The sequence below is a fragment of the Microbacterium sp. cx-55 genome (genome assembly GCF_021117345.1).
GTDB lineage: Bacteria > Actinomycetota > Actinomycetes > Actinomycetales > Microbacteriaceae > Microbacterium.
Window position 1 is genome coordinate 359,095 of the sequence record NZ_CP088261.1, and the last position, 23,991, is coordinate 383,085.

Below are 23,991 nucleotides of genomic sequence, written 5' to 3' on the forward strand. Positions count from 1 at the left end.
GGAGACGAATGAGCAGGGTGAGCCCGCCGTATTCCATCGACGTGGTCATCCCCTGGCGGCCCGCCCCGTCGCGGCTCGAACCGTTCCAGCGCGTGTGGGACTGGTACGCCGCGAACCTGCCCGACGCGCGCCTGCGCACGATCGACACGGCAGACGACGTGTTCGTGCTCGCCGCCTGCCGCAACGAGGCCGTTCGCACGGCCGCGGACGACGCCGTCGTGGTGCTCTCGGATGCCGACACCCTGCCGGAGATCGAGCCGCTCCGCCGCGCGATCGAGTCGGCGCGGACGAGCGGACTCGTGCACCTGCCCTACACGGAGTACCGCTGGTTGGGCGGTGCGGGCACGGCCCAATACGCGAGCGGCACTCCGCTCGAGGCGTGCGAGTACGAGCAGCTCGTGCGGGGCGCCTGCTCGGGGGTCTACGTGACGACGCCGTCGGCCTGGTGGGCGCACGGCGGACAGGACGAGGGGTTCCGCGGATGGGGCTTCGAAGACGCCGCCTGGTACCTGGCGCACGAGACGCTCCTGGGCGAGCCGCCGCGGCGCCACGAAGGCCGCGTATACGCCATGCATCACGCCCCGGAGACGCGGGCGGGCGCCGGTTACGACGCGAACGCCGCGCGGATGGAGCGCTACCGCGCCGTGCAGGGCGACCCGGTCGCGATGCGGGAACTGCTGGCGGTCAGCGCGCGCTGAGCGCCGCGTAGGCGCGCGCCGGACCCGGCTCGCGACGCTCGGCCGCACGGATCTCCGCGAGGACCTCGCGCGTGGCCGCCGGAGCGTCCAGCTGGGTCGCGAGGGCGGTGACGAGGTCGTCGACGGTGGCGGTGTTCGGGGCCAGGGCGACGCCGACCCCGGTGCGCTCGAGCGCGGCGGCGCCGGCGAACTGGTCGGTCGAGAACGGCAGCACCACGAGCGGTACCCCCTGCGCGGTGGCCTCGGTCACGGAGTTGTTGCCGCCGTGGGTGACGGCGACGGCGGCCGACTGCAGCAGTCGCACCTGGGGGAGGAAGTCGCGCACGAGCCACGTGTCCGGGATATCTCCAAGAGCGGCGGGGTCGGTGGCGCCGGTCGCGATCGCCGCGCGGACGCCGAGTCGACGGAGCGCGTCGGCGACGCGGGCGAGCACGTCGCCTCGCACGGAGAGGAAGCTGCCGAAGCTCACGTAGACGAAGGGTGCGTCGTCGTCGAGCCATGCCGCGACGTCGGTCGGAACGGCCTCGCCGCGCAGGGTCGACCCGAGGAACACGCGGGGCGGCAGCATCCGTCCGTCTCCGGCGGCGAGCGGCTCAGGGTAGTTGTAGAGCACCGTCTCCCCGTGCACCGCGAACGCGTCGGCAACGGGCGTCGCCGTCGGGTCGAGCTGCGCCGCCGCGCTGTTCCACTGCGCGGTGAATCCCGTCGACACCCGCTCGCACAGTTCCCGGAGGGCGGCCACGCGTTCGGGTTCGGGTGTGAACGCGGCGGGCCAGAACGGCGGGCAGCCGTAGCGCTCGTCGCCGACGGGCAGCGCGGTCGGGTGCCCCAGCACGACGTCGCCGTACGGGATCCCGGCGGTGTGCAGCGCCATCCGCGCGCTGAAGGCCAGGTGGTCGACGAGGATCGCGTCGGGGGCGACCTCCTCGATGATGCGCAGGGTCTGGCGGGCGCGGTCGACGGGCTCCCACATGAGGTCGGTGAGGCGCTCGGTGGCCTGGTACGTCAGCGTCTCGACCATGCCCTCACGGGTGGCGGCGAAGAAGCCGGCGAGGGATGCGGCCTCCTCGGCCTGCTGCTGCTCGGTGCGCATGACGCCCGCGTTGGCCCCGCGGCCGAGCGACAGGTCGATGCGGCGGAACCCCGCCTCGGTGACGATCGGCGCCGTCGCCGGCCCCGTCGCGACGACGACCTCGTGCCCCGCATCGCGCCAGGCTCCCGCGAGGGTGACGAGCGGAAGCAAGTGCGAGGCGTAGTCCGGGCTGATGACGAGCAGCGTCACGAGGGCAGCACCGCCAGCTGCTGCAGGTGCGCATCGCGCGCCGCGACGCCGGCGTAGACGGGGGCGAGCGTTGCCGCCATGCCCTGGATCGTGAAACGGTCCGAGACCATCGCGTGCGCGCGCTCGGCGACCTCGGGGCCGCCGGTCGCGGCGCGTTCGAGTGCCGCATCGATCGCGCCGACCATACGGGCGCGGTCCCAGGTCGCGACGAGAAAGCCGGTGTCGCCGTGCTCGACGTAGGTGGCCGGGCCGCCGGCATCCGGGGCGACGACCACGAGACCGGTCGCCATGGCCTCGAGGAGGGCGATGCCGAACTCCTCCTTGAGGCTCGAGCACACGTACACGCCACCGGGCGCCGCGAGCCCCGGTACCCCGAACCGCGCCGCGGCGAGCCAGGTCGCGGCGGTCGCGTTCGCTTGGTGCCCGGGCAGCAGAAGCCCGCGCGCGAGGCGGTCGGTGGGAGGAACTTCGGCGTCGATGAGGCCGATCTGCTCCTGCTCGTCGGCGGACGGATGCTGCAGGTCGCCGCCGATGATCAGCAGGTTCGCGCGATCGGCGAGCGGGGAACCCGCCCACGCGGAGACGAGCGAGGCCATGCCCTTGACCCGGTGAAGGCGTCCGACCGAGACGAGGAGCGGCAGGCCGCGACGCTGCTCGGGGAGCGACGCGAGCAGGCTCACGAGGCCGTCGAGTTCCGCCGGAGCGTCGGCGCCGCGGTGCAGGTGCGCCGCCATCGCGTCGACGGCCGTGTCGACGACGCCGATGTCGACACCCTCCGCGACGACGGTGTGGCGCTCGGCGTGCGTCTCGATGTCGACGCCGACGAGGCGCTTCATGTCGTCGACGAGGGTCGGGCGGGGGAAGAGGACGGTGTGCTCCGAGCTCGCGGCGAGGGACTGCACGAGGCGCGCGCGGAACCAGTAGTGCTCGCGCAGGTCGGCGTCGCCGAAGTTCTGCCGGCTGAGCTGCCCCGCGTTCTCGAGCGAGGTGATGACGGAGTGCGGGTCGGGGGCCAGCGTGAACACGGTCGGGATGCCGAGTTCGCGGGCGACGTCGGCCGCGGCGAGGCTGCCGACATCCGCCATCCGGAGGTGCAGCACGTCGATGCGTCCGGCGGCGCGCAGGGCCCGGCGGATGCCCCGTCGCGCGGTGACGCGCAGCGGCCACGCCGCCGACGACGGCACGGGCTCGGCGGCGAGCGGAACGCGGCCGAACACGTGGCCGGCGGCCCGGGTGCTCACATCGAGCAGGTCGGCGGCCGCATCCTCGACGCTTCCCCGCGCGAGGGTGACGGTGCGGGTGACCGCGTGCGAGGACTCGGTGACGAGCGCGTCGCCCAAGCGCACGAGGAGGGTGGCGATGCCGCCGTTGTCGCCGGCGCCCGCGGCGCTCAACTGCGGGTCGAGGTCGGCGTGCAGGAACAGCTGTGCGATCGTGAGCGGCGCGCCCGACGCGTCCCGGTCGGGGACGCGCGTCGCGTCGAGGTCGATGAGCGAGAGCCGGGCGAGGGCGCCGATCCGGTCGCCCTCCGCCACGATGCTCTCGAGCGCCGTCTCGACGCCGTCCGCGGGGCCGCGCTGGCCGAGCGCGGCGATCGCCGCCTCTCGCACGATCGCGGGCTCGGCGGTGTCGGTGGCGACGGCGAGGAGGGGGCGGGTGGCGATCGACTGGCGCACCAGACCGAGCGTCTCGACGAGGCGGGAGCGCGGTCCGGGTTCGGATGCTGACAGGAGCGCGGCTTCGAGCGCGACGGCGAGCAGCTCACCCGCCGAGACCGACCAGGTCTCGAGCGTGCGCTGCGCCAGCATCCCGGAGAATCCGCCCGCGATAACCATCGCGATGAGCCGGCCCATCGCGTCGGTGCGTGGCAGGGTCTGCACGAGCGCCCACGCGGCGTGCTCGCGCACGAACGCGCGACGGTCCGACAGCAGGGAGACGAGCACGCGGGAGGCCTGCTCGTCGGGCATCTCCGCGAGGGCGTGCACGGCGGCGATCGTGACGACGTCGTCGCCGCTCGACAGAGCCGCGATCAGATGGCGCAGCGAGCGCAGGCCCGGCTCGCGCCCGGCCTCGAATGCCAGCTCGTCCGCACGCCGCAATGCGTCGACGATGGTCGGCGCCTGCGCGACCGCATCCGATGATGTTTGGATCCCCACGGTGACTCCCTCTTCCGGCGATGATCGTACGCCAGCGAACTATCCGTACGGCTAGCGTTGATGCGGCGTATCGCTCCCCACTACCCTCTGGAGGCTTCCCGGTGACCGTGCTTGCCATCGGAGATATCGGCGTGCTGAACGGCATGTTCCACGTCGGCGACGAAGCCATGTTCGACGCGGCCGAGCGGGAGCTCCGCCGGCGCGGTCTCGCGGTCGTCGGAGTGTCGTCCGCGACGGCCGAATCGACCGCGCGGTACGGCATCCCGACGGTCGCACGCCTCGGCTTCGCGGGCCTCGACCGGCCCGCCGCGCGGGAGCGCGCGCGGCTGCTCGTGGATGCGGCATCCGGCACCCGCGCGCTGCCCGCGGGCGACGACGCGCACGCGGTGCTCGCGGCGCTCGACGATGCCACCGGCGTGCTGCACACCGGCGGCGGCAACCTCGCGACGCGCTGGCCCGTGCATATCTACGAGCGCACGACGCTCACCGCGATGGCCGCCGCGCGCGGCATCCCGGTCGTCTTCAGTGGGCAGACGTTCGGCCCCGATCTCGACGAGGAGGACGAGGGCCTGCTGCGGGAGGCGCTCGCGACCGCCGCGCTCGTGGGTGTGCGCGAACCGACCACGGAGGCGCTCGTGCGCTCCTGGGGCACGGACGTGCGCGCCGAGGTCGACGACGCGTCGTTCCTCGACGACCTCCTCGGCACGGATGCGGCGGCCCCCGCCGACGCGCCCGGCGTGCTCGTGAGCCTGTCGGGCTGGTACGCGGGTCGCGACCGTGACGAGGTCGAGCGCGGCATCGCCCAGATCGTCGACGACGCGGCGGCGATCGTTGGCGGACCGGTCGTCTTCCACGCGCACTTCGGGCCCGACGACCCCGCGGCGCCGCCCGCCGGAGACGGGCTCGTGCACGAGCGGGTGCGCGCCGCGATGGCAACGCCGAGTGTCGTGGTGCCCACGGGCGACACGGCTTCGTCGGTGGCCCTCGCCCGTTCGGCGCGCCTGCTGATCTCGTCGCGGTACCACCCGGTGGTGTTCGCGGCGCCGGCCGGTGTGCCGGTGCTTGCCCTCGCAGCCGACGCGTACACGAGCGTGAAGCTCGGCGGGGCGCTCGGGCACTGGGGGCAGGGCGCCCCAGCGGACCTCGGCGACCCGGTGTCTGCCCGCGTCCGCCTGCGTGAGATCGTGGCGGAGTCGGATGCGGTCCGCGCCGCGGCGGCCGCGCGGCATCCGGCGCACCGGGCCCGCACGAACCTGTGGTGGGACGACGTCGCCGACGTCCTCGGCGGCTGAGTTCATGGGCTGAGTTCACGGGCCCGGCCGGACGCAGAATCGCCCGACGACCGCACGGTCGACCGTGCGCCCGTCGGGCGATTCCTTGTGACCGAGGCCTCCTCGGGACGCACCTTCCCCCGTGCGCAATCGGATGGTCCTCGACGCGGAGCGCGCCCGATGACCGCAGGGCCCCCACCGTGCGCTCTTCGGGCGGTCCGCCGTGTGGCGGTCCGGTATTACTTGAAGGCGTCCTTGACGTCTTCGCCGGCCTTCTTGACGTCGGCCTTGGCCTGGTCAGCCTGGCCTTCCGCCTCGAGCTTCTCGTTGCCGGTGACCTTGCCGATGGTCTCCTTCGCCTTGCCGACGGCTTCTTCGGCGGCGTTCTTGATCTTGTCGTCCAGGCCCATGATGGGCTCCTTTCTCATTGGGGATGGATCACGCCGGTGGCGTGATCACGTCAGGTGGCGGCTGTCTGCCGCGAGTTTGGCGCGGATACCGGAGTGCAGCGACACGTAGGTGCGCGTCGTCTGCCCGATCAGCGCGTGCAGGTTGGCGGTGAGGATGCTGACCTCGTCGACGAGCTCGCGGGGCGACGCGGTCTGGCGAGGGGTGATCGAGATGCGCAGCACCGGGTCATCTCCGAACACGTCGGCCGTCACACGGGCCGACAGCACATCGGGACGGTTATCGAGCGCGGTGGTGACCGCATCCGACGCGAATGCTTCTCGTACGACGATCCGACCGAGGCCGGTGTCGTCGGCGGGGATCCGCAGCACGGTGCGGCCGCGGCCGCGGATGAGGCGCGCGATCGCCCAGATCAGTAGAGCGATCAGCACGGCGGCGACCGCGATGGCACCGATCGCGACCCAGGATGCGGGTCCGTCGCCGATGCGCGATGCGTCCGCGAACGACACGAGGCCGTCGCGTCCGGCGCCGAGGGTGTCGGTCCAGATCGTTGCGGCCGCCGGCCACACGAGGGCGGTGATCGTTGCGGCCCCGGCCGCGAAGAAGACGAGACCGATGACCAGAGTCAGGATGCGGTTCAGCGCACGGTTCGTGTGATTCATCGTTCGTCTCCTTGGATGCGGCCGCGCCGCACGACGAGCTTCGGTGCCGGGTGGAGTGCGTAGGCGGCGAGTTCGCGCTCACCGATCTCGCGGACGGCGTCTAGCGGGAGCGGCACCCCGGCGTCGGGGCGCACGGTCACGTCGACGCTGCGGTGGCCGACGCCGACGGTCAGCCGGTCGCGGTCGATGCCCGCTTCGCTGCTGATGCGGTGTGCGAGTCCCGAGGCCAGCACGCCGTTGTCGACGAGGACGCCCGCCTCTCCCTCGACCGTCATGGCGTGCTTCGCCAGACGTCCGGGAGCCAGCGCGAGGAAGACGAGTACCGCGCCGATGATCGCGACGACGGCGGCGATCGCGATCACGATGGCGTTCGCCCCCTGCTCCGGCAGGGTCGCGGCCTGCTGGAGGAGAGCGCCCGGTCCGATGAGGAGCGGGGCGGCGCCGACGAGGAAGAGCACGGCCTCGACGGCGAGGTATCCGGCCACGATCACGACGATCAGGGCCGAGACGACCATGGCCGTCGTGCGCGGAGAGTGCGACTCGCGCCGCAGAACCCGACGCAGCGTCCGGTCCGTCGTCAGAGTGTCGTTCGCGCTCATCGGACTCTCTTCTCCTTCTGGACGGTGGCGCCGGTGACGACCACGTCGACACGCGACACGGTGCGTCCGGCGATTTCTGCGACGCGCTCATGGATGGAGCGCTGGATGACCCGGACGCGTTCGAGCAGGTCGGAACCTGCGGCGATAGCGGCCGAGTCGGTGAGACTCGGCACGGGCAGGGGCGCTTCGATGCGAAGCGCCAGCCCGCCGCCGGTCGTGCCCACGGTGACTTTGACTTCTCGCCGAGCGACGCCGATCGCCACCGCCGCCGTGTGCGCACACACCGCGTGGATCGCCCGATCGGCGACGACCGTGCGGCCGGGCAGAACGGTGGAGTCCGGGGTGACGCCGGGGTCGGTGTGACCCCGGACTCCGACGGTCGCAGGCGCACTCATGATGTGCGGCGTCCCGAGAAGACACTCGCCAGGGCACGGAGGTCCAGCTGGCCCGAGACGACGCGTCCGATGAGGGCGCCCACGGCGATGAACACGGCGGTGAGGAAGAAGCCCCAGAAGCCGAAGAGCAGTGCCGCAGCAGCGAGGATGGCGCCGAAAGCGGCGCCTACGACCGTGGCGTTCATGCGACGCGCGCGTCCGACTCGTCGTCGGAGTCGTCGCCGGGCAGGTGCACGTCGTTGACGCTCACGTTGACCTCGACGACCTCGAGACCGACGAGGCGGGAGATGGCGTTCGCCACGGCGGAGCGCACGTTGTTCGCGACCTCCTGGATGGGGGTCGGGTACTCGACGACGATCGTGAGGTCCGCGGCGGCCTGCGTCTCGCCGACCTCGACCTTGACGCCCTGACCGAGGTCGGTGGCGTTGATCGCGTCGCGGATGGCGCCGAGCGCACGGGTTCCGCCGCCGCCGAGCGCGTACACGCCGGCGACCTCGCGAGCAGCGATGCCGGCGACCTTCGCGACGACGCCGTCGGCGATCGTGGTGCGGCCGGCTGCGGTCACCTCGGAGGTGCCGAACGACGCGGCCGGGTTGCGGTCGACGCGAGCGCCGGTCGTGGGGGTGGTGGTCTTGTCGTCAGTGGCCATGATCTTGTTCTCCCTTTATCTCGTGAAATGAGATCCGGCAAGCGTTCGGGTCCGAATCAACACCGGGCGTTACTTTCGCCCTACAGATACGAGGCGGGGACGCGTCGGATCGTCACAAAAAAGTTCCGACGAATATTCAGGGGTATCCATGGAGGATCCCGATCGGCCCGAGATGCCGCTCGCGGAGGTGCCCGACCAGATCCTGGTCGAGCGCGCGATCGACGGTGACACGGTCGCGTTCCGCGAGATCGTGCGGCGCCACAGCGGCCTGATGCGCGCCTACGTGACGCGCATGCTGTCGTCGGCGACGGACGCGGACGACGTCGTGCAGGACGCGTTCGTCGTGGCCTGGCGTCAACTGCCGTCGCTGCGGGACGGTGCGGCCGTGCGCGCCTGGCTCATGCGGATCGCGAGCCGCGAGGCGTACGCCGTGATCCGCCGCCGCGGGCGCGAGGAGCCGATCGAGGACCGGGACTTCTCCACACCCGTCGACACCCGTCCCGAGCACGTCGCCATCCGGAACGCTAGACTCGCCGCACTCTCCGACGCTCTGGACATGCTTCCGGACGCTCAGCGCCGCGCATGGCTGCTGCGTGAGTCGGTCGGTCTCGGGTATGCCGAGATCGCCGCGGAGATGGACCTTCCCGTGAGTACCGTGCGGGGAAACCTTGCACGGGCACGCGCCAGCATCATGATCCGGATGGAGGAGTGGCGATGAACGCATCCTCCGACCGCGCCGACATCCTCGACTGCGGCAAGAGCATCGAAGAGCTGAGCCTCTATCTCGAGTCGGGGCGCACGCCGCCGGATCCCTCGATCGACGAGTGCCCGGAGTGCTTGAACGCGCTGGATTCGCTCGAACGGGTGAGCGGGCTGTCCCGCGAACTGCTGGAGTCGGATGCGGCGCAGCTGCCGGAGCCATCGAGTACCTGGATCGCCGGCATCATGGACATCGTGTCGGCGGAGCTGCGCGCGGGACGCGAGTTGCCGATCCGTCATCCGGATCCGAAGGTGCGGATCACCGTCACCGAGGGTGCCGTCCGCGGACTGCTTCGTTCGGTGGCCGATGACGTCGCCGGGGTATACGTCGGGCGCACGGAGATCGTCGGCGATGCGGAGACGCTGGGGGCTCCGGTCGCGATCGCGCTGACCGCATCCGTCGCCTGGGGCGTCGATGTCGGGATGGTGCTGGATCGTCTGCGGCGCGAGACGTTCGATGCGCTGCAGCGCCACACGGATCTGAACGTGACGGGCGTCGACGTGACCGTCGAGGACGTGCACGGGTGGGAACTGCGGAAGGACGACCGATGACGCTCATGGACCCCCTCGACCCGGATGCGGGAGCGCTGGTCGGCATCGCGCCCGTCGTTCCCGTGCACGAGGCCCCGGAGAACGCCCTGGCCCTCACGGTCGACGGCGTCACCGAGGTCTTCCGCCCGCGGATCCTGTCGACGATCTCGGCGATGGCGACCGAGGCGAAGGTGCTGGTCGGCGCCGCACCCGCCGAGGAGCGGATCGACGTGCGGATCGGCGTGCACGCGGCCACGCGCGGGGCGGCCGCCGCGCGCGAGGTGGCCGACGTGCTGCTCGACGGGTTTCCGGCGGCGACCCGCATCGAGGTTCAGATCGCCCGCATCCGCTGAGGAAGCTCTGCGGTTTGCGAGGTTCGGGCCGGACCGGTTCGTCAGATCTGCGAGCGCTGCGTCAGAACCGCGAGCGTGGCGTCAGAACGGTGCGGATGACGCGAGATCCGCGGGGCCGACGCGGAAGAACGGCATCGGGCGTTCGGGAGGCACGACGTAGCGCCGCCCTGCGGGAGATGTCCATTCGAGCGCGCCACCGCTTCCGCGTATCTGCGTGATCGTCCACCCGCCGTGATGCTTCACGGTGTGATGGCCCTCGCAGAGGGGAGCGAGATTCGCCAGAGAGGTGATGCCGCCCTCGACCCAGGGGATCGAATGATCGATCTGACATCGTGCGGAGGGCATTCCGCATCCGGGTGCCATGCAGCGACCCGCGCGCCAGGTCACCACGTCGCGCAGGGATTTCGGCGGGCGGTACCGGTCTCGTCCGACGGAGAGGACGACGCCGGTCTCGGGGTGGGTGAGAACTCGCATCCAGTCGGCGGACCCTCCGCACAGCTCCCGGGCCGTCTCGATCGGGATGGGGCCGACGCCCTCGACGACGGCGGGACCTTCGGGAGAGACGCCGTTCTCGGCGAGCAGCGTGAGCGCGGGCACGGTGACCGTGACGGTCGCGCGGATTCCGCGCACATCGGCGGAGTGCACGTCGGCCGTGCCGTCGATCAACAGGTCGCCGAGGGCGTCGGCGCGAAGCTGATCGAGCGTGCGGGTTTCGTCTTCCGACGCGCGGAGCGCCGTGGCCATCGCGGTCAGACGGCCGTGGGCTGCGCGGGCTTCGACCGCGGGGATGAGCGCCATCAGCCACGCCATCCCGTCTTCGGCCGATTCGACGACGACCCGCCGGCCGGTCACGGCGCGCGCTCGGCGCTCGGACAGGGTGTCGGCCCGCATCCGTTCGACGAGCGCGCGCAGCTGCCGCCGGAAGGTTCCGACGGGCTGCGTTTCGGCGAGTTCGAGCGCTCGGGGAAGGATGCGGTCGCGCAGCGCGGGCTCGAGGGGATCGAGCGCGTCGACCAGGACATCGGCGTGACGTTCGGTGATCGCGGCGGACGCCAGCGCGCGGAGAGCGGCCGGATACCTCTCGAGAAGGGCCACGGCCTGATCGATCACGCGGCTCGCCGCCGCCTCGGTGATCCGCATCGCGCACGCGAGCTCGAGCCGGAGCGACCGCTCGGCCATCTCGCGACTCATGCGGTCGGTCCGCTCCGCGGCACGGAGCACCTCGTGCCGCCACCCGTACACGCGCTCGCAGCGCTGCGCGGCCATGATCGCCATCATGCCGGTGACTTCGAGCACGCCCTCGAGCGGATCGGGTGCCGGCGGCGCCCAGTCGTCACGACCGCTCAGGTAGTCGTCTTCGCGCACGAACTCGTCGGGATCCGCGCCCCACGCGGCATCCGTCTCGTTCGAGCTGTCGAAGAACATACTCGAACACTACGAGGGGGTTCCGACATCGCCCCGGGGCGTCGAACGCCGCTATCGCGAGCCCTTGCCGCCGTGCGCGCACCCTCGCCGCGTGCCTACGCGGCGCACTCCTGCGACAGCTCGGTGAGAATCCACCCGGTGCCCGAACGCGTCATGACCACCGTGCCGCAGTCCCCCGACTCGAGGTAGGTCACGAAGAGGGTGGCGTCCGTGTCGGTCTCCTGCTGCACCTCGATGTCGACGTCGGCGCTCTGCCCCGCCGCACGGTAGAGCTCCGCGGTCGCGGTGATCATCTCCTCGCAGCTCTGCACGGTGAAGGGCCCGCTGGCGTTGAGCTCGGCCACCATGCGCGCCGCGAGTTCAGGCGTCAGCTGGGCGCACGCGGCGGCAGCATCCGGAACCCGGGAGGTCGCCACCCACGCGCGAAATGCGTCGGCCGCCGAGACGGGCTCGGCGTCGGGCGATTCGGCGGGCTCCGACGCCGGCGAAGAAGCCGCCGCAGACGCGGTCGTCGGCGGCGCGACCGGGGAGGCGGATGCGGAATCCACCGGAGCAGACGTGCACGCACTCAGGGCCACGGCCGCCATCGCCGCGACCATCCAGATACCGATCGACCGTCTCCGCCCCTGTTTCACCCGGCCTTTTTACCAGAACCGGCGGGGCACCGCACGGGGCACGGGCGACTGTCGCCACGGCCCCGCGACCGCGTCCGGGCACCCGGAGGCACCCGGATGCGGGCGGGCCTCAGGACTCCGCGTCGACCGCGGGCGGGGTCACCTGGATCGCGGCGACGCGACGCCGGTCCATCTCGGTGACCCGCAGAACGAGTCCGTCCACATCCACGACATCGCCCACCACGGCCAGGCGGCCGAGGCGCTCGACGATGAAGCCGGCGACGGTGTCGGACGCCCCACGGGGGAGCGTGAACCCGGTCGCTTCCTGGAAGTCCTGCAGGTTCAGGCGACCGTCGACCACGCCACCGGCTTCCGCCAGGTCGCTCGGGACGCCCTCGGTGTCGTACTCGTCGTAGATCTCGCCGACGACTTCCTCGACGAGGTCCTCGAGGGTGACGATGCCATCGGTTCCGCCGTACTCATCGACGACGACCGCGATCTGGTGGCCGTTCGCGCGCATCCGGGTGAGAGTGGGCAGCACGCGCGCGGTGGACGGGAAGTACGAGATCGGCCGGGCGATCGCGTCGAGGCGCGTCGCCGCATCCGTGCCGACGGCGTCGTACACGTCGCGCACGTGCACGAACCCGGTGATGTCGTCGATCGACTTGTCGACGACCGGATAGCGCGAGAAGGGCTGATCGGAGATGCGACCGACGGCGTCCCCGACCGACTCGGAGCCGTCGAGCGCGTTCACCTCCGGGCGAGGGCGCATCACCTCGCTCAGCTGGCGCGTGCGAAGCGAGAGGACGTCGTCGAGGATGCGGCGTTCGTCCTCCGGCAGGCCCTCGTGGCTCGACACGATGTCGCGGAGCTCTTCGTCGGTCATCTCGTCGGCCGTCTTATTCGGATCCCCACCGAGCACGCGGACGATCGCGTTCGTCGAGACCGACAGCAGCCAGATAACCGGGCGCATCAGCCAGGCGAAGCCGGCCAGCACCGGTGCGACGGCGTACGCGAACTCGGCGTTCCGCTGAATCGCGAGCCGCTTCGGGGCGAGCTCGCCGAGCACGAGCGACAGGTACGCGATCACAAGCGTGAGCAGAACCGTCGCGACCGTGGCGGCGACGGGAGCGGCGAGTCCCGCCGACTCCAGGAGCGGCGTGACCGACGGGGCGATCGAGGACGCCCCGTACGCGGCGGACGCGAAACCGGCGACCGTCACGCCGATCTGCACCGCGGAGAGGAAGGTGTTGGGGTTTCGGGCGAGGCTCGCGACCTTCTGCCCGCGCTTGCCGCGCTGAGCGATCGCGTTGACCTGGCTGTCGCGAAGAGTGACCAGCGCCATCTCCGTCGCGGCGAAGACACCACCGATCAGAACGAAGACAAAGACCAGGACGATATTGAAAAGGAGGTCGCCGTTCATCGGCCAACCTCCCTCGTGCGGCGGGGCGCGCCCGGGGTCACCCGGGCGCCGGGACTATGAGAGTCGGGCGAGGAATCGGCGCAAATTCGCATGGCGCGAGTGTATCGACACCGGATCCGAGAACGCCTGGCGCGTTCACGCACTGTTCGTCCCCCGAGGGCACGCTCGCGCGTAGCCTGGCGGCGTGACGGTCCTCCGAGGCGGTGCGATGGGTGTGGACGACCGTCGCGCGAGGACATCATCCGTTTCGTCGCTCGCAGCAGCGGGCCTTTTCGTCTTCTCCGGCGCGCTGCAGTTCGTCGCCTCGTGGGAACGCTGGGTGACGGCACGCGCGGGCCGACCGCCGGGGGATGTCACCCTCGAAGACCATCTCTACGACTACTTCTGGCCCGCCGACCCCTGGGTGAACGTCGGTGCGGCGGCCCAACTCCTCGGACTCGGGATGGTGGTGCTCGCGGTGGGCGTCATCGTCCTCGCGGTCTCGGTGCGCGCGGGAACGGTGCGCGCGGGGACGCTGTGGACGACGGTCGCGGTCGTCGCCGTGGCCGTGCCGACCGCCCTGACCGGGATCCACGCGCTCGTCTCCGGCGGGATCGGTGCGCCATCCGCGCTCCAGCACGGGCCGTTCCTGACGATCACGACGCTGCTGCCCTTCGCCGGGCTGATCGTTCTCAGCATCCGATGGATGCGGCGCTCGCCCGCCGCGGCCCTCGCCTGTCTGCCCCTTCTGGCGACGACGATGCCGGGTTACCTGTTCGCCCTCTTCGCGGCGGCCCCGCTCATCGTCGGCTATCAATCGCACGACACGACTCCGTGGAGCGAGACCATCATCGCCGTCTGCACGGGGCTCGCGGCGCTCCCGCTCGTCGCCGGGGCGGGTGCGCGCAGATGGCGGACGGATGCGGCCGACTCGGCCCCGAACGGCGGGTGACGGGCCTCTGACGCGCCGGGCATCATGGCCGAGACGTCACAACGCAGGTGCCCGGCGAGCTCAGAGCTCCCGTAGCGCCGCGTCGATGATCTCCAGCGCCGTGCCCACTTCGGCGTCGGTGACGACCGCGGGCGGCACGACGTGCAACCGGTTCTCGGCCGTGAACGGCAGCATCCCGCGCTCGAGGATGGATGCCTTCAGCCGCGCCATCTCGGCCGCCCCCAGCGGGGTGCGGGCGTCCCGGTCCGAGACGAGTTCCAGCGCCCAGAAGACGCCCGTGCCGCGCACCTCGCCGATCACCTCGTGCGTCTCGGCGAGGCGGCGGAGGCCCGGGCCGAGCACGTCGACGCCGATGCGGCGGGCGTTATCGACGATGCCTTCCTCTTTCATCGCGGCGATCGAGGCGACGATGCTCGCGGCCGCGAGGGGGTGACCCGAGTAGGTCAGCCCGCCCGGGAAGACCCGGTCGTCGAAGTGGTGCGCGATCTCGTCCGAGATCAGTACGCCACCGACGGGGACGTAACCGGAGTTGACGCCCTTCGCGAACGTGACCAGGTCGGGGCGCACCCCGTGAGCCTGGAACGCGAACCAGTCGCCGGTGCGCGCGAATCCGGCCATCACCTCGTCGAGGATCATCACGATGCCGTACTCGTCGGCGATCCGGCGGACGCCCGCGAGATATCCGGGCGGAGGCACGAGGATGCCGGCGGTGCCCGGCACCGACTCGAGCAGGATCGCGGCGACCGACTGCGGACCCTCGGCCTGGATCACCCGCTCGAGGTGGTGCAGCGCGCGCGCCGACTCCTCGGCCTCGGTCTGCGCCCAGAACTCGGACCGGTAGAGGTACGGGCCGAAGACGTGCACGTGCCCGCGTGCGTACTCGTTCGGGATGCGGCGCCAGTCGCCCGTCGCGACGACGGCTGCTCCCGTGTTGCCGTGGTACGAGCGGTAGTGCGAGACGACCTTGTCGCGGCCGGTGGTCAGGCGCGCCATCCGGATCGCGTTCTCGTTGGCGTCGGCGCCGCCGTTCGTGAAGAACACCTTCGCGAAACCTTCGGGGGCGACGCTGAGGATCGACCTCGCGGCCTCGGCGCGCACCGCGCTCGCGTGGGCGGGGGCGACGGTGGCGAGCGTGGCCGCCTGTGCGCGAATGGCTTCGACGAGCTTCGGATGCTGATGCCCGATGTTGACGTTCACGAGCTGGCTCGAGAAGTCGAGGTAGGTGCGGCCGTCCTCATCCCACACCGTCGTGCCCGAACCTCCCGCGATGGGCAGCGGAGCCAGCGACGCCTGGGCCGACCACGAGTGGAAGACGTGGCTGCGGTCGTCTTCGGAGACGGCGGCGTTGCCGGTGGATCGCGCGTCGATGCTCATACTGCTCCTCGAGAGTCGGGGTCACTGTCGATTCTGTGGTCCCGCGTGCACCAGAGTGGGTGCCAGTATGACGAACAACGACATGTCGACTCGACGATCCGGTGAATCCGCCCCGGCCACTCTCCGCTCGCTGCTGCACGCGAGCGAGTTCGATCTGCGCCGGCGCACCGAGATCGACGACGCGCATCTCGACGCCCCGCTCGAGTGGGCGCACAGCTCGGACCTGCCCGACCCGACGCCGTGGGTCGGGTCCGGCGGGCTCCTGCTCACCGACGGCGTGCAGTTCATCGACCGCACCGACGCCGACACGGCGGATGCGTACGTCGCCCGGCTCGTGCGGCGGGGTGTCCGGGCCCTGGGATTCGCGATCAGCATCGTGCACGACAGCATCCCGGATGCCCTCGTCGACGCCTGCACGGCGCAGGGGCTCCCGCTGATCGAGGTGTCCGCCCGCACCCCGTTTATGGGCATCATCCGCTTCGTCTCCGACGCCCTCGCTAGCCAGCAGCGCGAGCGGCTGGAACGCTCGCTCACCGCGCTCCGCTCGATCGCGCGCGCCGCCCTCCGGCCCGACGGGCTCGCCGGGATCCTCCGCGAACTCGAGCGGAACCTCGACTGCGGCGTCGCGCTGTTCGACGCGTCGGGCACGCTCGTGCCCGTGCCGACGCTGCATCCGGCCCCGCTCGGTCGCCACGGCGAACTGGAGCGGGTGGTGCGGGCGACCCTCGCCCGGGGGCGCACCGCGGCGATCCGGGTCGGCGTTCCCGACGTCGGCGAAGTCACCCTGCAGACGCTCGGCCGCGCGGATCGGCTCCGCGGCGTCCTCGCCGTCGGCACCGGGGTCGCCCTGAACCGCGCCGACTCCGACCTCATCGAGAGCGTCATCGCGCTGGCGAGCATCGCGCTCGAGCAGAGCAGTGCGCTCGACACCGCGCGGCGGCGGCTGCGCGCGGGCATTCTCGAACTCCTCGCGTCGGGGAGCACGGATGCGGCCGGCCGCACCGTCCAGCACCTGTGGGGCGCGCTCCCCGCGGCGCCCGTTCGCGTGGGCTGCGTCGTGCTCGCCGATTCATCGCGCGCCGACCCGCTCATCGCGGCCTTCGAGGCGATGAGCGACGAGGGCGCCGGCAAGGTGTTCTTCGCCGAGCGCGACGGTCATGTCTACGTGATCGTGCCGCAGGGCGACCGCGCGCAGGTCGACGGGATCCTGCGGATGCACGACGCCCGCGCCGGATTCTCGGCGCCCGCCTCCTGGGCGGATCTGCCGTCGGCGCTCGTGGAAGCTCGCCGCGCCGCCGAGCGCACCACCGAGGCGACCCCGTTCCTCGACCTCGACGGGTTGGCGGATGCGGGACTCCTCTGGCACCTCGAGCAGACCGGCGCCGCCGCGCTCGCCGCGCGCCTGCTGCAGCCGCTCGATGTGGAACGCGGCGTCGACCTGCGCGAGACGCTGCGGGTGTGGCTGTCGCACAACGGCACGTGGGACCCCGCGGCGCGCGTGCTCGGCATCCATCGGCACACACTCCGGAGTCGCATCGAGACCGCCGGGCGCCTGCTCGGCCGCGACTTCGAGACCTTCGGCGCCCGGGCCGAGGTGTGGCAGGCGCTGGAGCTCGTGCGCGCCTGACCCCGCCGTGCCCGGGTACGGCGGGGAGCGGGCGTCAGTTCTGGGGGAAGCCGAGGTTGATCCCGCCGTGGCTCGGGTCGAGCCAGCGCGAGGTGATCGCCTTCTGCTGCGTGTAGAACTTCACGCCCTCGACGCCGTGCGCCTTGGTGTCGCCGAACAGCGAGCTGCGCCATCCGCCGAACGAGAACGTCGCCACCGGAACCGGGATCGGTACGTTCACCCCGATCATGCCGACCTGCACCTCGTTCTGGAACCGGCGGGCGGCGCCGCCGTCGTTCGTGAAGATCGCCGTGCCGTTGCCGAAGGCGCCGTTGTTGATGAGGTGCACGCCCTCCTCGTACGAACCGACGCGCACGACCGACAGCACCGGGCCGAAGATCTCGTCGGTGTAGACCCGCGACGCGGTCGGCACGGAGTCGATCAGGGTGGGGCCGAGCCAGAACCCGTCGGGCGCACCGTCCACGTCGACGTCACGACCGTCGAGCACGACGGTGGCGCCGTCCGCCTCGGCGATGTCGATGTACGAGGCAACGCGATCGCGGTGCTCCCGCGTGATGAGCGGTCCCATGTCGCAGCCGCGCCGACCGTCGCCGACCCGGATGCCGAGGGCCCGCTCGCGGATCTTCGCCACGAGTTCGTCGGCGACCGGCTCGACCGCCACGACGACCGAGATCGCCATGCAGCGCTCGCCGGCCGACCCGAAGCCGGCGTTGATCGCCGAGTCCGCGACCAGGTCGAGGTCGGCATCCGGCAGCACGAGCATGTGGTTCTTCGCGCCGCCGAGCGCCTGCACTCGCTTGCCATGCCGGGCGCCCGTCTCGTAGACGTACTGCGCGATCGGGGTGGATCCGACGAACGAGATCGCTGCCACGTCGGGGTGCTCGAGGAGCCCGTCGACGGCGACCTTGTCGCCGTTCAGCACCGTGAAGACGCCATCCGGCAGGCCCGCTTCGCGCCAGAGCTCGCCCAGCCAGATCGCGGAGGACGGGTCCTTCTCGCTCGGCTTCACGATGACCGCGTTGCCCGCCGCGATCGCGATCGGGAAGAACCACATCGGCACCATGGCGGGGAAGTTGAAGGGGGAGATGATGCCGACGACACCGAGCGGCTGACGGATCGAGTACACGTCGACGCCCGTCGATACCTGCTCGGAGTACTCGCCCTTGAGGTGATGCGCGAGGCCGGTCGCGAACTCCACGACCTCCTGTCCGCGCGTGATCTCGCCCATCGCGTCCGACAGCACCTTGCCGTGCTCGGCGGTGATGATCTCCGCCAGCTCGCCCTTGCGGGAATCGAGCAGCTCACGGAAGCGGAACAGGATCGACTGCCGCTTGGCGAGCGACGTGTCGCGCCACGCGGGGAACGCGGCCTTGGCCGATTCGACGGCGCGGCGGACGTCTGCCGCATCCGCCAGCACGACCCGGCGCGCCTCCTCGCCCGTCGCCGGATCGAACACGGGTGCGGTGCGGGAGTCGGATGAAGACACCCGGCCGCCGTCGATCCAGTGCGGAACGAGAGTGGCGTGGGTGTAGAGCGCGGCGTCGGTGGCGTCGTTCGTGAGGGTCATCGTGGTGCTCGCAATCGGAGGGGGCGGATCACTGTCGGCCGCGGCGCACCACGGCCAGCCCGGCACGGGCGGATGACACTCAGTGTGGTCGGCGGATCCGGCGGCGTCTTGTGCCAACCTGTCGTCGATCGTCGGTGTCGATCGACAGACGGGTAGGCGCCGGTCGGGTCGGGCCGAGGCATCCTGGGGCGATGACCCCGACCATCGACCGCATCGACGCGCTCGACCTCGTGCTACCGCGCACCCCGATCGCCCCGGATCAGAATGCGGGCGGCGAACCATCCGTCGGAACCGAAGCGCTGCTGACGTTGCCCGGAACGGATGCGGGCCTCGAGGTCGGCGTCTGGGAGATGGGCGTCGGTGCGATGTACGACGTCGAGGTCGACGAGGTGTTCGTCGTGATCCAGGGGCTCGCCGAGGTGGCCGTGCTCGATGCGAGCGGTCTCATCCGGAGCACACTGACGCTCCGCCCCGGCGTCGTGTGCCGGCTCCACGCCGGCACCCGCACGCGGTGGACCGTCCACCGCACGCTGCGGAAGATCTACATCGTCTCCGGCGCCGACGCCTGAGACGCGACCCGTGAGGACGGACATGCCCGACCCGATCGCCTACGACCACCGGCTGCGACGGCCCCGCGCCGTGCTCGCCGCCGCTCTCGCCGACGCCGCCCCGGTGGCGTTCTGGGTGGATTCGCCGCTCCGTCCGGCGGCCCGTCCGGCCCTCGCTGCCGACATCGACACCGACCTCGTGATCGTGGGCGGCGGGTACACGGGCCTCTGGACCGCGATCCAGGCGAAGGAACGTCAGCCCGATCGCCGCGTCGTGCTGCTCGAGGGCAAACGCATCGGATGGGCAGCGAGCGGGCGCAACGGCGGCTTCGTCGAGGAGAGCCTGACCCACGGCCCCGAGAACGGTGAGTTGCACTTCGCCGAGGAGCTCGACGTCATCGCGCGGCTCGAGAAGGAGAACAGCGTCGAGTTCGCCGACACCCTGGTGCGCTACGGCATCGATGCCGAGTACGAGCACGCCGGAATGCTGACGGTCGCGACCGAGCCGCACCAGGTCGCGGACCTGCGCGAATCGGGCGAGCAGGTATGGGAAGGGGCGGAACTGGAGCGGTACGCGCTTTCCCCCCTCTTCCGTGCCGGAACGTTCGATGACACCACGGCGCTCGTGCACCCGGCGAAGCTCGCCTGGGGGCTGGCTGCGGCCGCGGTCGGACTCGGGGTCGAGATCTTCGAGAACTCACCCGTGCTCGCCCTTGAGCGTTCGGCAAGCGGCGTCGTGCTGAAGACGCCGTCCGGTGTCGTGCGCGCGGCGGCCGTCGCGCTCGCCACGAACGGTTTCCCCTCGCTGCTTCGCCGGCTGCGGCTGTTCACGGTGCCGATCTACGACTACGTGCTGATGACCGAACCGCTCTCCGCGGCGCAGCTCGCCGAGATCGGGTGGACCGGCCGGCACGGCATCGCCGACTCCGGACGCGAGTTCCACTACTACCGGAAGTCGCAGGATGACCGCATCCTGTTCGGCGGATACGACGCGGTCTATCACCGCGGTCGTCGCATCACGCCCGCGCACGATCAGCGCGAGGAGACCTTCCTCCGCCTCGCCGACCACCTGTACGACACGTTCCCCGCGCTCGAGGGCACGCGGTTCAGTCACAAGTGGGGCGGGATGATCGACATGTCGACGCAGCTCGTCGCGTTCCACGGGTCGACCGCCGGGGGCCGCATCGCCTACAGCGCGGGGTACACCGGGCTCGGCGTCGGCGCGACGCGGTTCGGTGCGTCGGTCATGCTCGATCTCATCGAGGGTCGCGACACCGAGCGCACCCGGCTCAAGATGTCGCGGCGCCTGCCCGTGCCGGTGCCGCCCGAGCCCTTCGCGTACCCGCTCATCCAACTCATGCGCGGCGCGGTCGCGCGGTCGGATCGCAACGGCGGCAAGGACGGCCTGCTCCTGAAAGCCGCGGGGATGTTCGGCGTCGGCTTCGACTCCTGACCTGGGCGGGAGCCCGCTCCGACTGACCTGCGGGCGGGATCAGAGCGCGACGAGGACGACATCACGCAGTACGTCGCCGTCGACCGTCGCCGTCATGAACGTGTGCCGCGGTTGGCGCCGCCGATCGGTGGGGGAGCCAGGGTTCAGCAGCCGCAGACCGTGCGGGGTCGTCGTGTCCCACGGGATGTGACTGTGCCCGAAGACCAGGAGCGCCGCATCCGGGAACGCGTCGTCCATTCGCCGCTCCCGTCGCGCCGCGTCGCCGGTCTCGTGGATGACGGCCACGTCGAGCTCCTCGATGCGGCGCCGGGCGATCTCGGGGAGACGCGCGCGGAGGTCGTCGCCGTCGTTGTTGCCCCAGACGCCCAGCACGTCCCCGTGCTGCTGCAGGTCGTCGAGGACGGATGCGGTCACCCAGTCGCCGGCGTGCACGATCAGGTCCGCCGCATCCGCCGCCTGTCGCACCGCGCGCGGAAGTTCGCGCGCCCGCTTCGGGATGTGCGTGTCGGAGACGAGCAGCAGCCGAGTGACCATGCGCCGAGCGTATGCCCGCGCGGGGACGCGGAGTCGCTGGCACGGGCTCCGCACCCGTAGGCTGTCGCGCGGTCGTGCTCCGCTGCCCGCTCGGGATCTCGCAGGGGTGCGTCCCCGGATTCGAGGAGCAATCATGGCCGAGCACGTGCTCGCGGTCGACCTGGGCGGAACCAAGGTGGATGCCGCGCTCGTCGCGGACGACGGAACGATCGTCGCCGGTTCGCGGCATCGCGCGCCGACGGGCCCCGAGGCCTCGGCGGCGGACCTTTCGGACGCGGTGACGGGCGTGGTCGCCCAGGCGGCTGCCGCGCTGGCCGGCGGTGACCGCATCCGGGGACTCGGGATCGGCAGTGCGGGACCCGTGGATGCGGTCACCGGCACGGTGTCGCCCCTCAACCTGCGGATCGCGCAGTTTCCGCTCGTCGCGGTCGCGGCCGGCGCGCTGGGCGCGGATGTGCCCGTGCGACTCGGCCTCGACGGTCTCTGCATCGCGCTCGCCGAGGCGCGCTACGGCGCGGCGGCCGACGCGGCCTCCAGCGTCTCGCTCGTGGTGTCGACCGGCATCGGCGGCGGGATCGTCTGGAACGGGATGCCGCTGGCCGGCGAGCGCGGCAACGCCGGACACCTCGGGCAGGTGCGCGTGACCATGGCGACCGAGGGCGGCCCGCGGACGGGCACACTCGAGGACGTCGCCGCCGGACCCGGGTCCGTGCGCTGGGCGAACGCCCAGGGGTGGGTCGGCCGCGCGGGCGAAGACCTCGCGCGCGACGCGGCGGCGGGGGATGCGGTCGCGCGGGCGGCGATCGTCCGCTCGGCCACCGCCGTCGGGCACGCGCTCGCGGGGGTGTCGGCGCTGCTCGACATCGATCGTTTCGTGATCGGCGGCGGGTTCTCGCACGCCGCCGACGACTACATCGACCTGGTGCAGTCGACCGCGCGCTCCCTCGCGATCCTCCCCGCCACGTACGAGATCGACGTGCGCCGGGCCGCCCTCGGCGCCGACGCGCCGCTCGTGGGCGCCGCCTGCCTCATCCCGCTACGCTGACGCCGAGTGGCACCCGCGCCGCGACCGACGGGATGACGATGGGCACGCACGACCTCGATCCGATCCAGCGACCGACCCTCACCGACAGCCAGTGGGAGCGGCTGACCCGATTCGGTACGCCCGAACATGTTGCCGCGGGAGAGTACGTCTTCCGCTCCGGCGACCGGAACTACGACCTCATCCTCGTCGAAGACGGCGGACTGGAGGTCGTTCGGGACTCGCTCTTCTGGATCGAGGAGGCCGTGCTCGCGCACATGGGTCCGCGCTCGTTCGTCGGTGAACTCGGCATCCTGAACGGACAGGGTGCATTCCTCTCCGCGCGCGCGACGCGTGCCAGTCGGGTGCGGCGGGTGAACCGCGCCGAACTGCACACCCTCATGAGCGAAGACGACGAACTGTGCGACCTCGTGCTGCACGCGCTGTGGGCCCGGCGGGAGTCGCTGCGGCGCGGTCCGGCAGCACTGACCCTGAAGTTCGTCGGACCCGCGGCCGACACCGAGCTGCTCTCGCTGCGGCGCTTCGCCGAGCGGCTCGATCTCGTGCATTCCGCGGTCGAACTCTCCCCGCACGATCTCGACTCGATGGGCGACCACGGGATCACCGCGGCGGATCTCCCGGTCGCCTTCATCCAGGGCGAGCCGATCCGGCACGCCACTCCCGGTCTCGTCGCCGACCGGCTCGGCCTCAGCTACCAGTCCACCGTCGACGAGATCGTCGACCTCGTCGTGATCGGCGGCGGTCCAGCGGGTCTGGCGGCATCGATCTACGGGGCCTCCGAAGGACTCAGCACGGTGCTTCTGGATGCGGTCGCACCGGGCGGCCAGGCCGCATCCACGTCGCGCATCGAGAACTTCCTCGGCTTCCCGTTCGGGGTCAGCGGCGCCGAGCTGATCGGTCAGGCGTCGCTGCAGGCGCTGAAGTTCGGCGTGCGCGTGTATGCCCCGTGCGAGGCCGTCGCGCTCGACACGGTCGGCGACGAGCTCGACGTCACGCTCGCGGACGGGCGCCGCATCCGCACCCGGAGCGCCATCGTCACCTCCGGTGCCGCGTACCGGAGGCTGCAGCTGGAACGGTGGGGCGACTTCGAGCGGTCGGGCATCTACTACGCGGCCACGCAGCTCGAACTGCGTCAGGTCACCGGCGCGCCCGTCGTGGTCGTCGGCGGCGCGAACTCCGCCGGGCAGGCCTCGCTCTACCTCGCAGCCCACGGAAGCCCCGTGCACCTGGTGGTGCGCGGCGACGACCTGGGGAGCCGGATGTCGTCGTACCTCGTCGACCGGATCCGCGAGGATCCGCGCGTGCAGGTGCACACGGGGTCGCACGTCACCGCTCTCGACGGGGGCGGTTCGCTGGAACGCGTCGTCATCGACAGCGTCGGCGAGGTGGATGCGCGCGGCCTGTTCTGCTTCATCGGCGCAGAACCGGCGACCTCCTGGGTGTCGGGCCTCGATCGGGACGGCGACGGGTTCCTCCGCACCGGCACCGACGTCGCCGTGCAGTCCCTCGCCCGATGGCAGACGATGGGTCGTGAGCCGCTGCCGTTCGAGACCTCGGTGCCGCGCATCTTCGCCGCGGGCGACGTGCGACGAGGGTCGATGAAACGCGTCGCCGCCGCCGTCGGTGAGGGTTCGAGCGCGGTCGCATCGGTGCATCGCGCGCTCGCCGGCTGACGCGGCGGACCGATCTG

Annotated in this window: 25 protein-coding genes; 11 read left to right on the top strand and 14 right to left on the bottom strand. The window is 71.5% G+C overall.

Annotated features, from left to right (window positions below; translation table 11 throughout):
- Positions 1-8 precede the first annotated feature (8 nt).
- The gene (locus LQ938_RS01660) at positions 9-698 is read left to right on the top strand and encodes a hypothetical protein (protein ID WP_223722332.1); all 690 of its coding nucleotides are present in this window, start codon (positions 9-11) and stop codon (positions 696-698) included.
- Here the strand turns inward: LQ938_RS01660 and LQ938_RS01665 are convergent.
- Entirely contained in the window at positions 685-1,980 is a 1,296-nt protein-coding gene (locus LQ938_RS01665) for a glycosyltransferase (RefSeq protein ID WP_223722333.1), read from the bottom strand. The genes LQ938_RS01660 and LQ938_RS01665 overlap by 14 nt on opposite strands.
- Positions 1,977-4,136, bottom strand: a complete 2,160-nt coding sequence (locus LQ938_RS01670) for a glycosyltransferase (RefSeq protein WP_223722334.1) — start codon at positions 4,134-4,136, stop codon at positions 1,977-1,979. The genes LQ938_RS01665 and LQ938_RS01670 overlap by 4 nt, the downstream gene beginning before the upstream one ends.
- 101 nt (positions 4,137-4,237) lie before the next feature.
- On the opposite strand from LQ938_RS01670, the gene LQ938_RS01675 reads away from it, so the two are divergent.
- On the top strand, positions 4,238-5,428 hold the full coding sequence (locus tag LQ938_RS01675) for a polysaccharide pyruvyl transferase family protein (RefSeq protein ID WP_223722335.1): 1,191 nt from the start codon (positions 4,238-4,240) through the stop codon (positions 5,426-5,428).
- Between the two features lie 218 nt (positions 5,429-5,646).
- On the opposite strand, the gene LQ938_RS01680 is transcribed toward LQ938_RS01675, so the two are convergent.
- The 6 genes from LQ938_RS01680 to LQ938_RS01705 are packed head-to-tail and all read right to left on the bottom strand — an operon-like array spanning position 5,647 to position 8,120.
- The gene (locus LQ938_RS01680; protein ID WP_223722336.1) at positions 5,647-5,817 is read right to left on the bottom strand and encodes a CsbD family protein; all 171 of its coding nucleotides are present in this window, start codon (positions 5,815-5,817) and stop codon (positions 5,647-5,649) included.
- 45 nt (positions 5,818-5,862) lie between these two features.
- Positions 5,863-6,477 carry a hypothetical protein gene (locus LQ938_RS01685; RefSeq protein ID WP_223722337.1) on the bottom strand — a complete coding sequence of 205 codons (615 nt, stop codon included), beginning with the start codon at positions 6,475-6,477 and terminating at the stop codon, positions 5,863-5,865.
- Positions 6,474-7,076, bottom strand: coding sequence for a DNA/RNA endonuclease G (locus LQ938_RS01690; RefSeq protein ID WP_223722338.1), 603 nt, complete (start codon positions 7,074-7,076; stop codon positions 6,474-6,476). Before LQ938_RS01690 ends, LQ938_RS01685 begins: the two co-directional genes overlap by 4 nt.
- Complete coding sequence (locus tag LQ938_RS01695; RefSeq protein ID WP_223722339.1) at positions 7,073-7,471, bottom strand: NTP pyrophosphohydrolase; 399 nt, start codon at positions 7,469-7,471, stop codon at positions 7,073-7,075. Before LQ938_RS01695 ends, LQ938_RS01690 begins: the two co-directional genes overlap by 4 nt.
- Entirely contained in the window at positions 7,468-7,656 is a 189-nt protein-coding gene (locus LQ938_RS01700; protein ID WP_223722340.1) for a DUF2273 domain-containing protein, read from the bottom strand. Before LQ938_RS01700 ends, LQ938_RS01695 begins: the two co-directional genes overlap by 4 nt.
- A complete protein-coding gene (locus LQ938_RS01705; RefSeq protein ID WP_223722341.1) occupies positions 7,653-8,120 on the bottom strand; it encodes an Asp23/Gls24 family envelope stress response protein in 468 nt (155 codons plus the stop codon). The genes LQ938_RS01700 and LQ938_RS01705 overlap by 4 nt, the downstream gene beginning before the upstream one ends.
- 148 nt (positions 8,121-8,268) lie before the next feature.
- Here LQ938_RS01705 and LQ938_RS01710 point away from each other — a divergent pair, with 148 nt between their 5' ends.
- Genes LQ938_RS01710 through LQ938_RS01720 form a run of 3 tightly spaced genes read left to right on the top strand, consistent with a single transcriptional unit; the run spans position 8,269 to position 9,763 of the window.
- Positions 8,269-8,838: an RNA polymerase sigma factor gene (locus tag LQ938_RS01710; protein WP_223722342.1), complete on the top strand. Its 570-nt coding sequence runs from the start codon at positions 8,269-8,271 to the stop codon at positions 8,836-8,838.
- Entirely contained in the window at positions 8,835-9,431 is a 597-nt protein-coding gene (locus LQ938_RS01715) for an Asp23/Gls24 family envelope stress response protein (protein ID WP_223722343.1), read from the top strand. Before LQ938_RS01710 ends, LQ938_RS01715 begins: the two co-directional genes overlap by 4 nt.
- Positions 9,428-9,763, top strand: coding sequence for a hypothetical protein (locus LQ938_RS01720; protein ID WP_223722344.1), 336 nt, complete (start codon positions 9,428-9,430; stop codon positions 9,761-9,763). The genes LQ938_RS01715 and LQ938_RS01720 overlap by 4 nt, the downstream gene beginning before the upstream one ends.
- Before the next feature lie 81 nt (positions 9,764-9,844).
- Here the strand turns inward: LQ938_RS01720 and LQ938_RS01725 are convergent, their stop codons facing one another.
- The 3 genes from LQ938_RS01725 to LQ938_RS01735 all read right to left on the bottom strand — a co-directional run bounded on the left by LQ938_RS01725 (position 9,845) and on the right by LQ938_RS01735 (position 13,225).
- Positions 9,845-11,188: an HNH endonuclease signature motif containing protein gene (locus tag LQ938_RS01725; protein ID WP_223722345.1), complete on the bottom strand. Its 1,344-nt coding sequence runs from the start codon at positions 11,186-11,188 to the stop codon at positions 9,845-9,847.
- A gap of 95 nt (positions 11,189-11,283) precedes the next feature.
- Positions 11,284-11,823 carry a hypothetical protein gene (locus tag LQ938_RS01730; protein ID WP_223722346.1) on the bottom strand — a complete coding sequence of 180 codons (540 nt, stop codon included), beginning with the start codon at positions 11,821-11,823 and terminating at the stop codon, positions 11,284-11,286.
- Positions 11,824-11,932: 109 nt separating this feature from the next.
- The gene (locus LQ938_RS01735; protein ID WP_223722347.1) at positions 11,933-13,225 is read right to left on the bottom strand and encodes a hemolysin family protein; all 1,293 of its coding nucleotides are present in this window, start codon (positions 13,223-13,225) and stop codon (positions 11,933-11,935) included.
- A gap of 184 nt (positions 13,226-13,409) precedes the next feature.
- On the opposite strand from LQ938_RS01735, the gene LQ938_RS01740 reads away from it, so the two are divergent.
- Complete coding sequence (locus LQ938_RS01740; protein WP_223722348.1) at positions 13,410-14,156, top strand: hypothetical protein; 747 nt, start codon at positions 13,410-13,412, stop codon at positions 14,154-14,156.
- A gap of 60 nt (positions 14,157-14,216) precedes the next feature.
- On the opposite strand, the gene LQ938_RS01745 is transcribed toward LQ938_RS01740, so the two are convergent.
- Positions 14,217-15,530: an aspartate aminotransferase family protein gene (locus tag LQ938_RS01745; RefSeq protein WP_223722349.1), complete on the bottom strand. Its 1,314-nt coding sequence runs from the start codon at positions 15,528-15,530 to the stop codon at positions 14,217-14,219.
- 82 nt (positions 15,531-15,612) lie between these two features.
- Here LQ938_RS01745 and LQ938_RS01750 point away from each other — a divergent pair, with 82 nt between their 5' ends.
- On the top strand, positions 15,613-17,157 hold the full coding sequence (locus LQ938_RS01750; protein WP_223722350.1) for a PucR family transcriptional regulator: 1,545 nt from the start codon (positions 15,613-15,615) through the stop codon (positions 17,155-17,157).
- Positions 17,158-17,191: 34 nt separating this feature from the next.
- Here the strand turns inward: LQ938_RS01750 and LQ938_RS01755 are convergent, their stop codons facing one another.
- Positions 17,192-18,724 (bottom strand): CoA-acylating methylmalonate-semialdehyde dehydrogenase, encoded by a 1,533-nt coding sequence (locus LQ938_RS01755; protein WP_223722351.1) that lies wholly within the window; start codon positions 18,722-18,724, stop codon positions 17,192-17,194.
- Between the two features lie 191 nt (positions 18,725-18,915).
- Here LQ938_RS01755 and LQ938_RS01760 point away from each other — a divergent pair, with 191 nt between their 5' ends.
- Positions 18,916-19,293 (top strand): cupin domain-containing protein, encoded by a 378-nt coding sequence (locus tag LQ938_RS01760; RefSeq protein WP_223722352.1) that lies wholly within the window; start codon positions 18,916-18,918, stop codon positions 19,291-19,293.
- Between the two features lie 22 nt (positions 19,294-19,315).
- Complete coding sequence (locus LQ938_RS01765; RefSeq protein WP_223722353.1) at positions 19,316-20,725, top strand: NAD(P)/FAD-dependent oxidoreductase; 1,410 nt, start codon at positions 19,316-19,318, stop codon at positions 20,723-20,725.
- 39 nt (positions 20,726-20,764) lie between these two features.
- On the opposite strand, the gene LQ938_RS01770 is transcribed toward LQ938_RS01765, so the two are convergent.
- On the bottom strand, positions 20,765-21,259 hold the full coding sequence (locus LQ938_RS01770; RefSeq protein WP_223722354.1) for a metallophosphoesterase family protein: 495 nt from the start codon (positions 21,257-21,259) through the stop codon (positions 20,765-20,767).
- Positions 21,260-21,392: 133 nt separating this feature from the next.
- On the opposite strand from LQ938_RS01770, the gene LQ938_RS01775 reads away from it, so the two are divergent.
- Together LQ938_RS01775 and LQ938_RS01780 are read left to right on the top strand one after the other, a co-directional pair.
- Positions 21,393-22,304 carry an ROK family protein gene (locus LQ938_RS01775; RefSeq protein ID WP_223722355.1) on the top strand — a complete coding sequence of 304 codons (912 nt, stop codon included), beginning with the start codon at positions 21,393-21,395 and terminating at the stop codon, positions 22,302-22,304.
- 38 nt (positions 22,305-22,342) lie between these two features.
- Positions 22,343-23,974: an FAD-dependent oxidoreductase gene (locus LQ938_RS01780; protein ID WP_223722356.1), complete on the top strand. Its 1,632-nt coding sequence runs from the start codon at positions 22,343-22,345 to the stop codon at positions 23,972-23,974.
- Positions 23,975-23,991 lie beyond the last annotated feature (17 nt).

Coding starts and splice junctions, on each gene's coding strand:
- LQ938_RS01660 (WP_223722332.1), top strand. CDS start 9: ATGAGCAGGGTGAGCCCGCCGTATTCCATCGACGTGGTCATCCCCTGG.
- LQ938_RS01735 (WP_223722347.1), bottom strand. CDS start 13,225: ATGAACGGCGACCTCCTTTTCAATATCGTCCTGGTCTTTGTCTTCGTT.
- LQ938_RS01705 (WP_223722341.1), bottom strand. CDS start 8,120: ATGGCCACTGACGACAAGACCACCACCCCCACGACCGGCGCTCGCGTC.
- LQ938_RS01695 (WP_223722339.1), bottom strand. CDS start 7,471: ATGAGTGCGCCTGCGACCGTCGGAGTCCGGGGTCACACCGACCCCGGC.
- LQ938_RS01775 (WP_223722355.1), top strand. CDS start 21,393: ATGGCCGAGCACGTGCTCGCGGTCGACCTGGGCGGAACCAAGGTGGAT.
- LQ938_RS01745 (WP_223722349.1), bottom strand. CDS start 15,530: ATGAGCATCGACGCGCGATCCACCGGCAACGCCGCCGTCTCCGAAGAC.
- LQ938_RS01700 (WP_223722340.1), bottom strand. CDS start 7,656: ATGAACGCCACGGTCGTAGGCGCCGCTTTCGGCGCCATCCTCGCTGCT.
- LQ938_RS01680 (WP_223722336.1), bottom strand. CDS start 5,817: ATGGGCCTGGACGACAAGATCAAGAACGCCGCCGAAGAAGCCGTCGGC.
- LQ938_RS01710 (WP_223722342.1), top strand. CDS start 8,269: ATGGAGGATCCCGATCGGCCCGAGATGCCGCTCGCGGAGGTGCCCGAC.
- LQ938_RS01750 (WP_223722350.1), top strand. CDS start 15,613: ATGTCGACTCGACGATCCGGTGAATCCGCCCCGGCCACTCTCCGCTCG.
- LQ938_RS01690 (WP_223722338.1), bottom strand. CDS start 7,076: ATGAGCGCGAACGACACTCTGACGACGGACCGGACGCTGCGTCGGGTT.
- LQ938_RS01755 (WP_223722351.1), bottom strand. CDS start 18,724: ATGACCCTCACGAACGACGCCACCGACGCCGCGCTCTACACCCACGCC.
- LQ938_RS01715 (WP_223722343.1), top strand. CDS start 8,835: ATGAACGCATCCTCCGACCGCGCCGACATCCTCGACTGCGGCAAGAGC.
- LQ938_RS01685 (WP_223722337.1), bottom strand. CDS start 6,477: ATGAATCACACGAACCGTGCGCTGAACCGCATCCTGACTCTGGTCATC.
- LQ938_RS01760 (WP_223722352.1), top strand. CDS start 18,916: ATGACCCCGACCATCGACCGCATCGACGCGCTCGACCTCGTGCTACCG.
- LQ938_RS01725 (WP_223722345.1), bottom strand. CDS start 11,188: ATGTTCTTCGACAGCTCGAACGAGACGGATGCCGCGTGGGGCGCGGAT.
- LQ938_RS01765 (WP_223722353.1), top strand. CDS start 19,316: ATGCCCGACCCGATCGCCTACGACCACCGGCTGCGACGGCCCCGCGCC.
- LQ938_RS01720 (WP_223722344.1), top strand. CDS start 9,428: ATGACGCTCATGGACCCCCTCGACCCGGATGCGGGAGCGCTGGTCGGC.
- LQ938_RS01780 (WP_223722356.1), top strand. CDS start 22,343: ATGGGCACGCACGACCTCGATCCGATCCAGCGACCGACCCTCACCGAC.
- LQ938_RS01770 (WP_223722354.1), bottom strand. CDS start 21,259: ATGGTCACTCGGCTGCTGCTCGTCTCCGACACGCACATCCCGAAGCGG.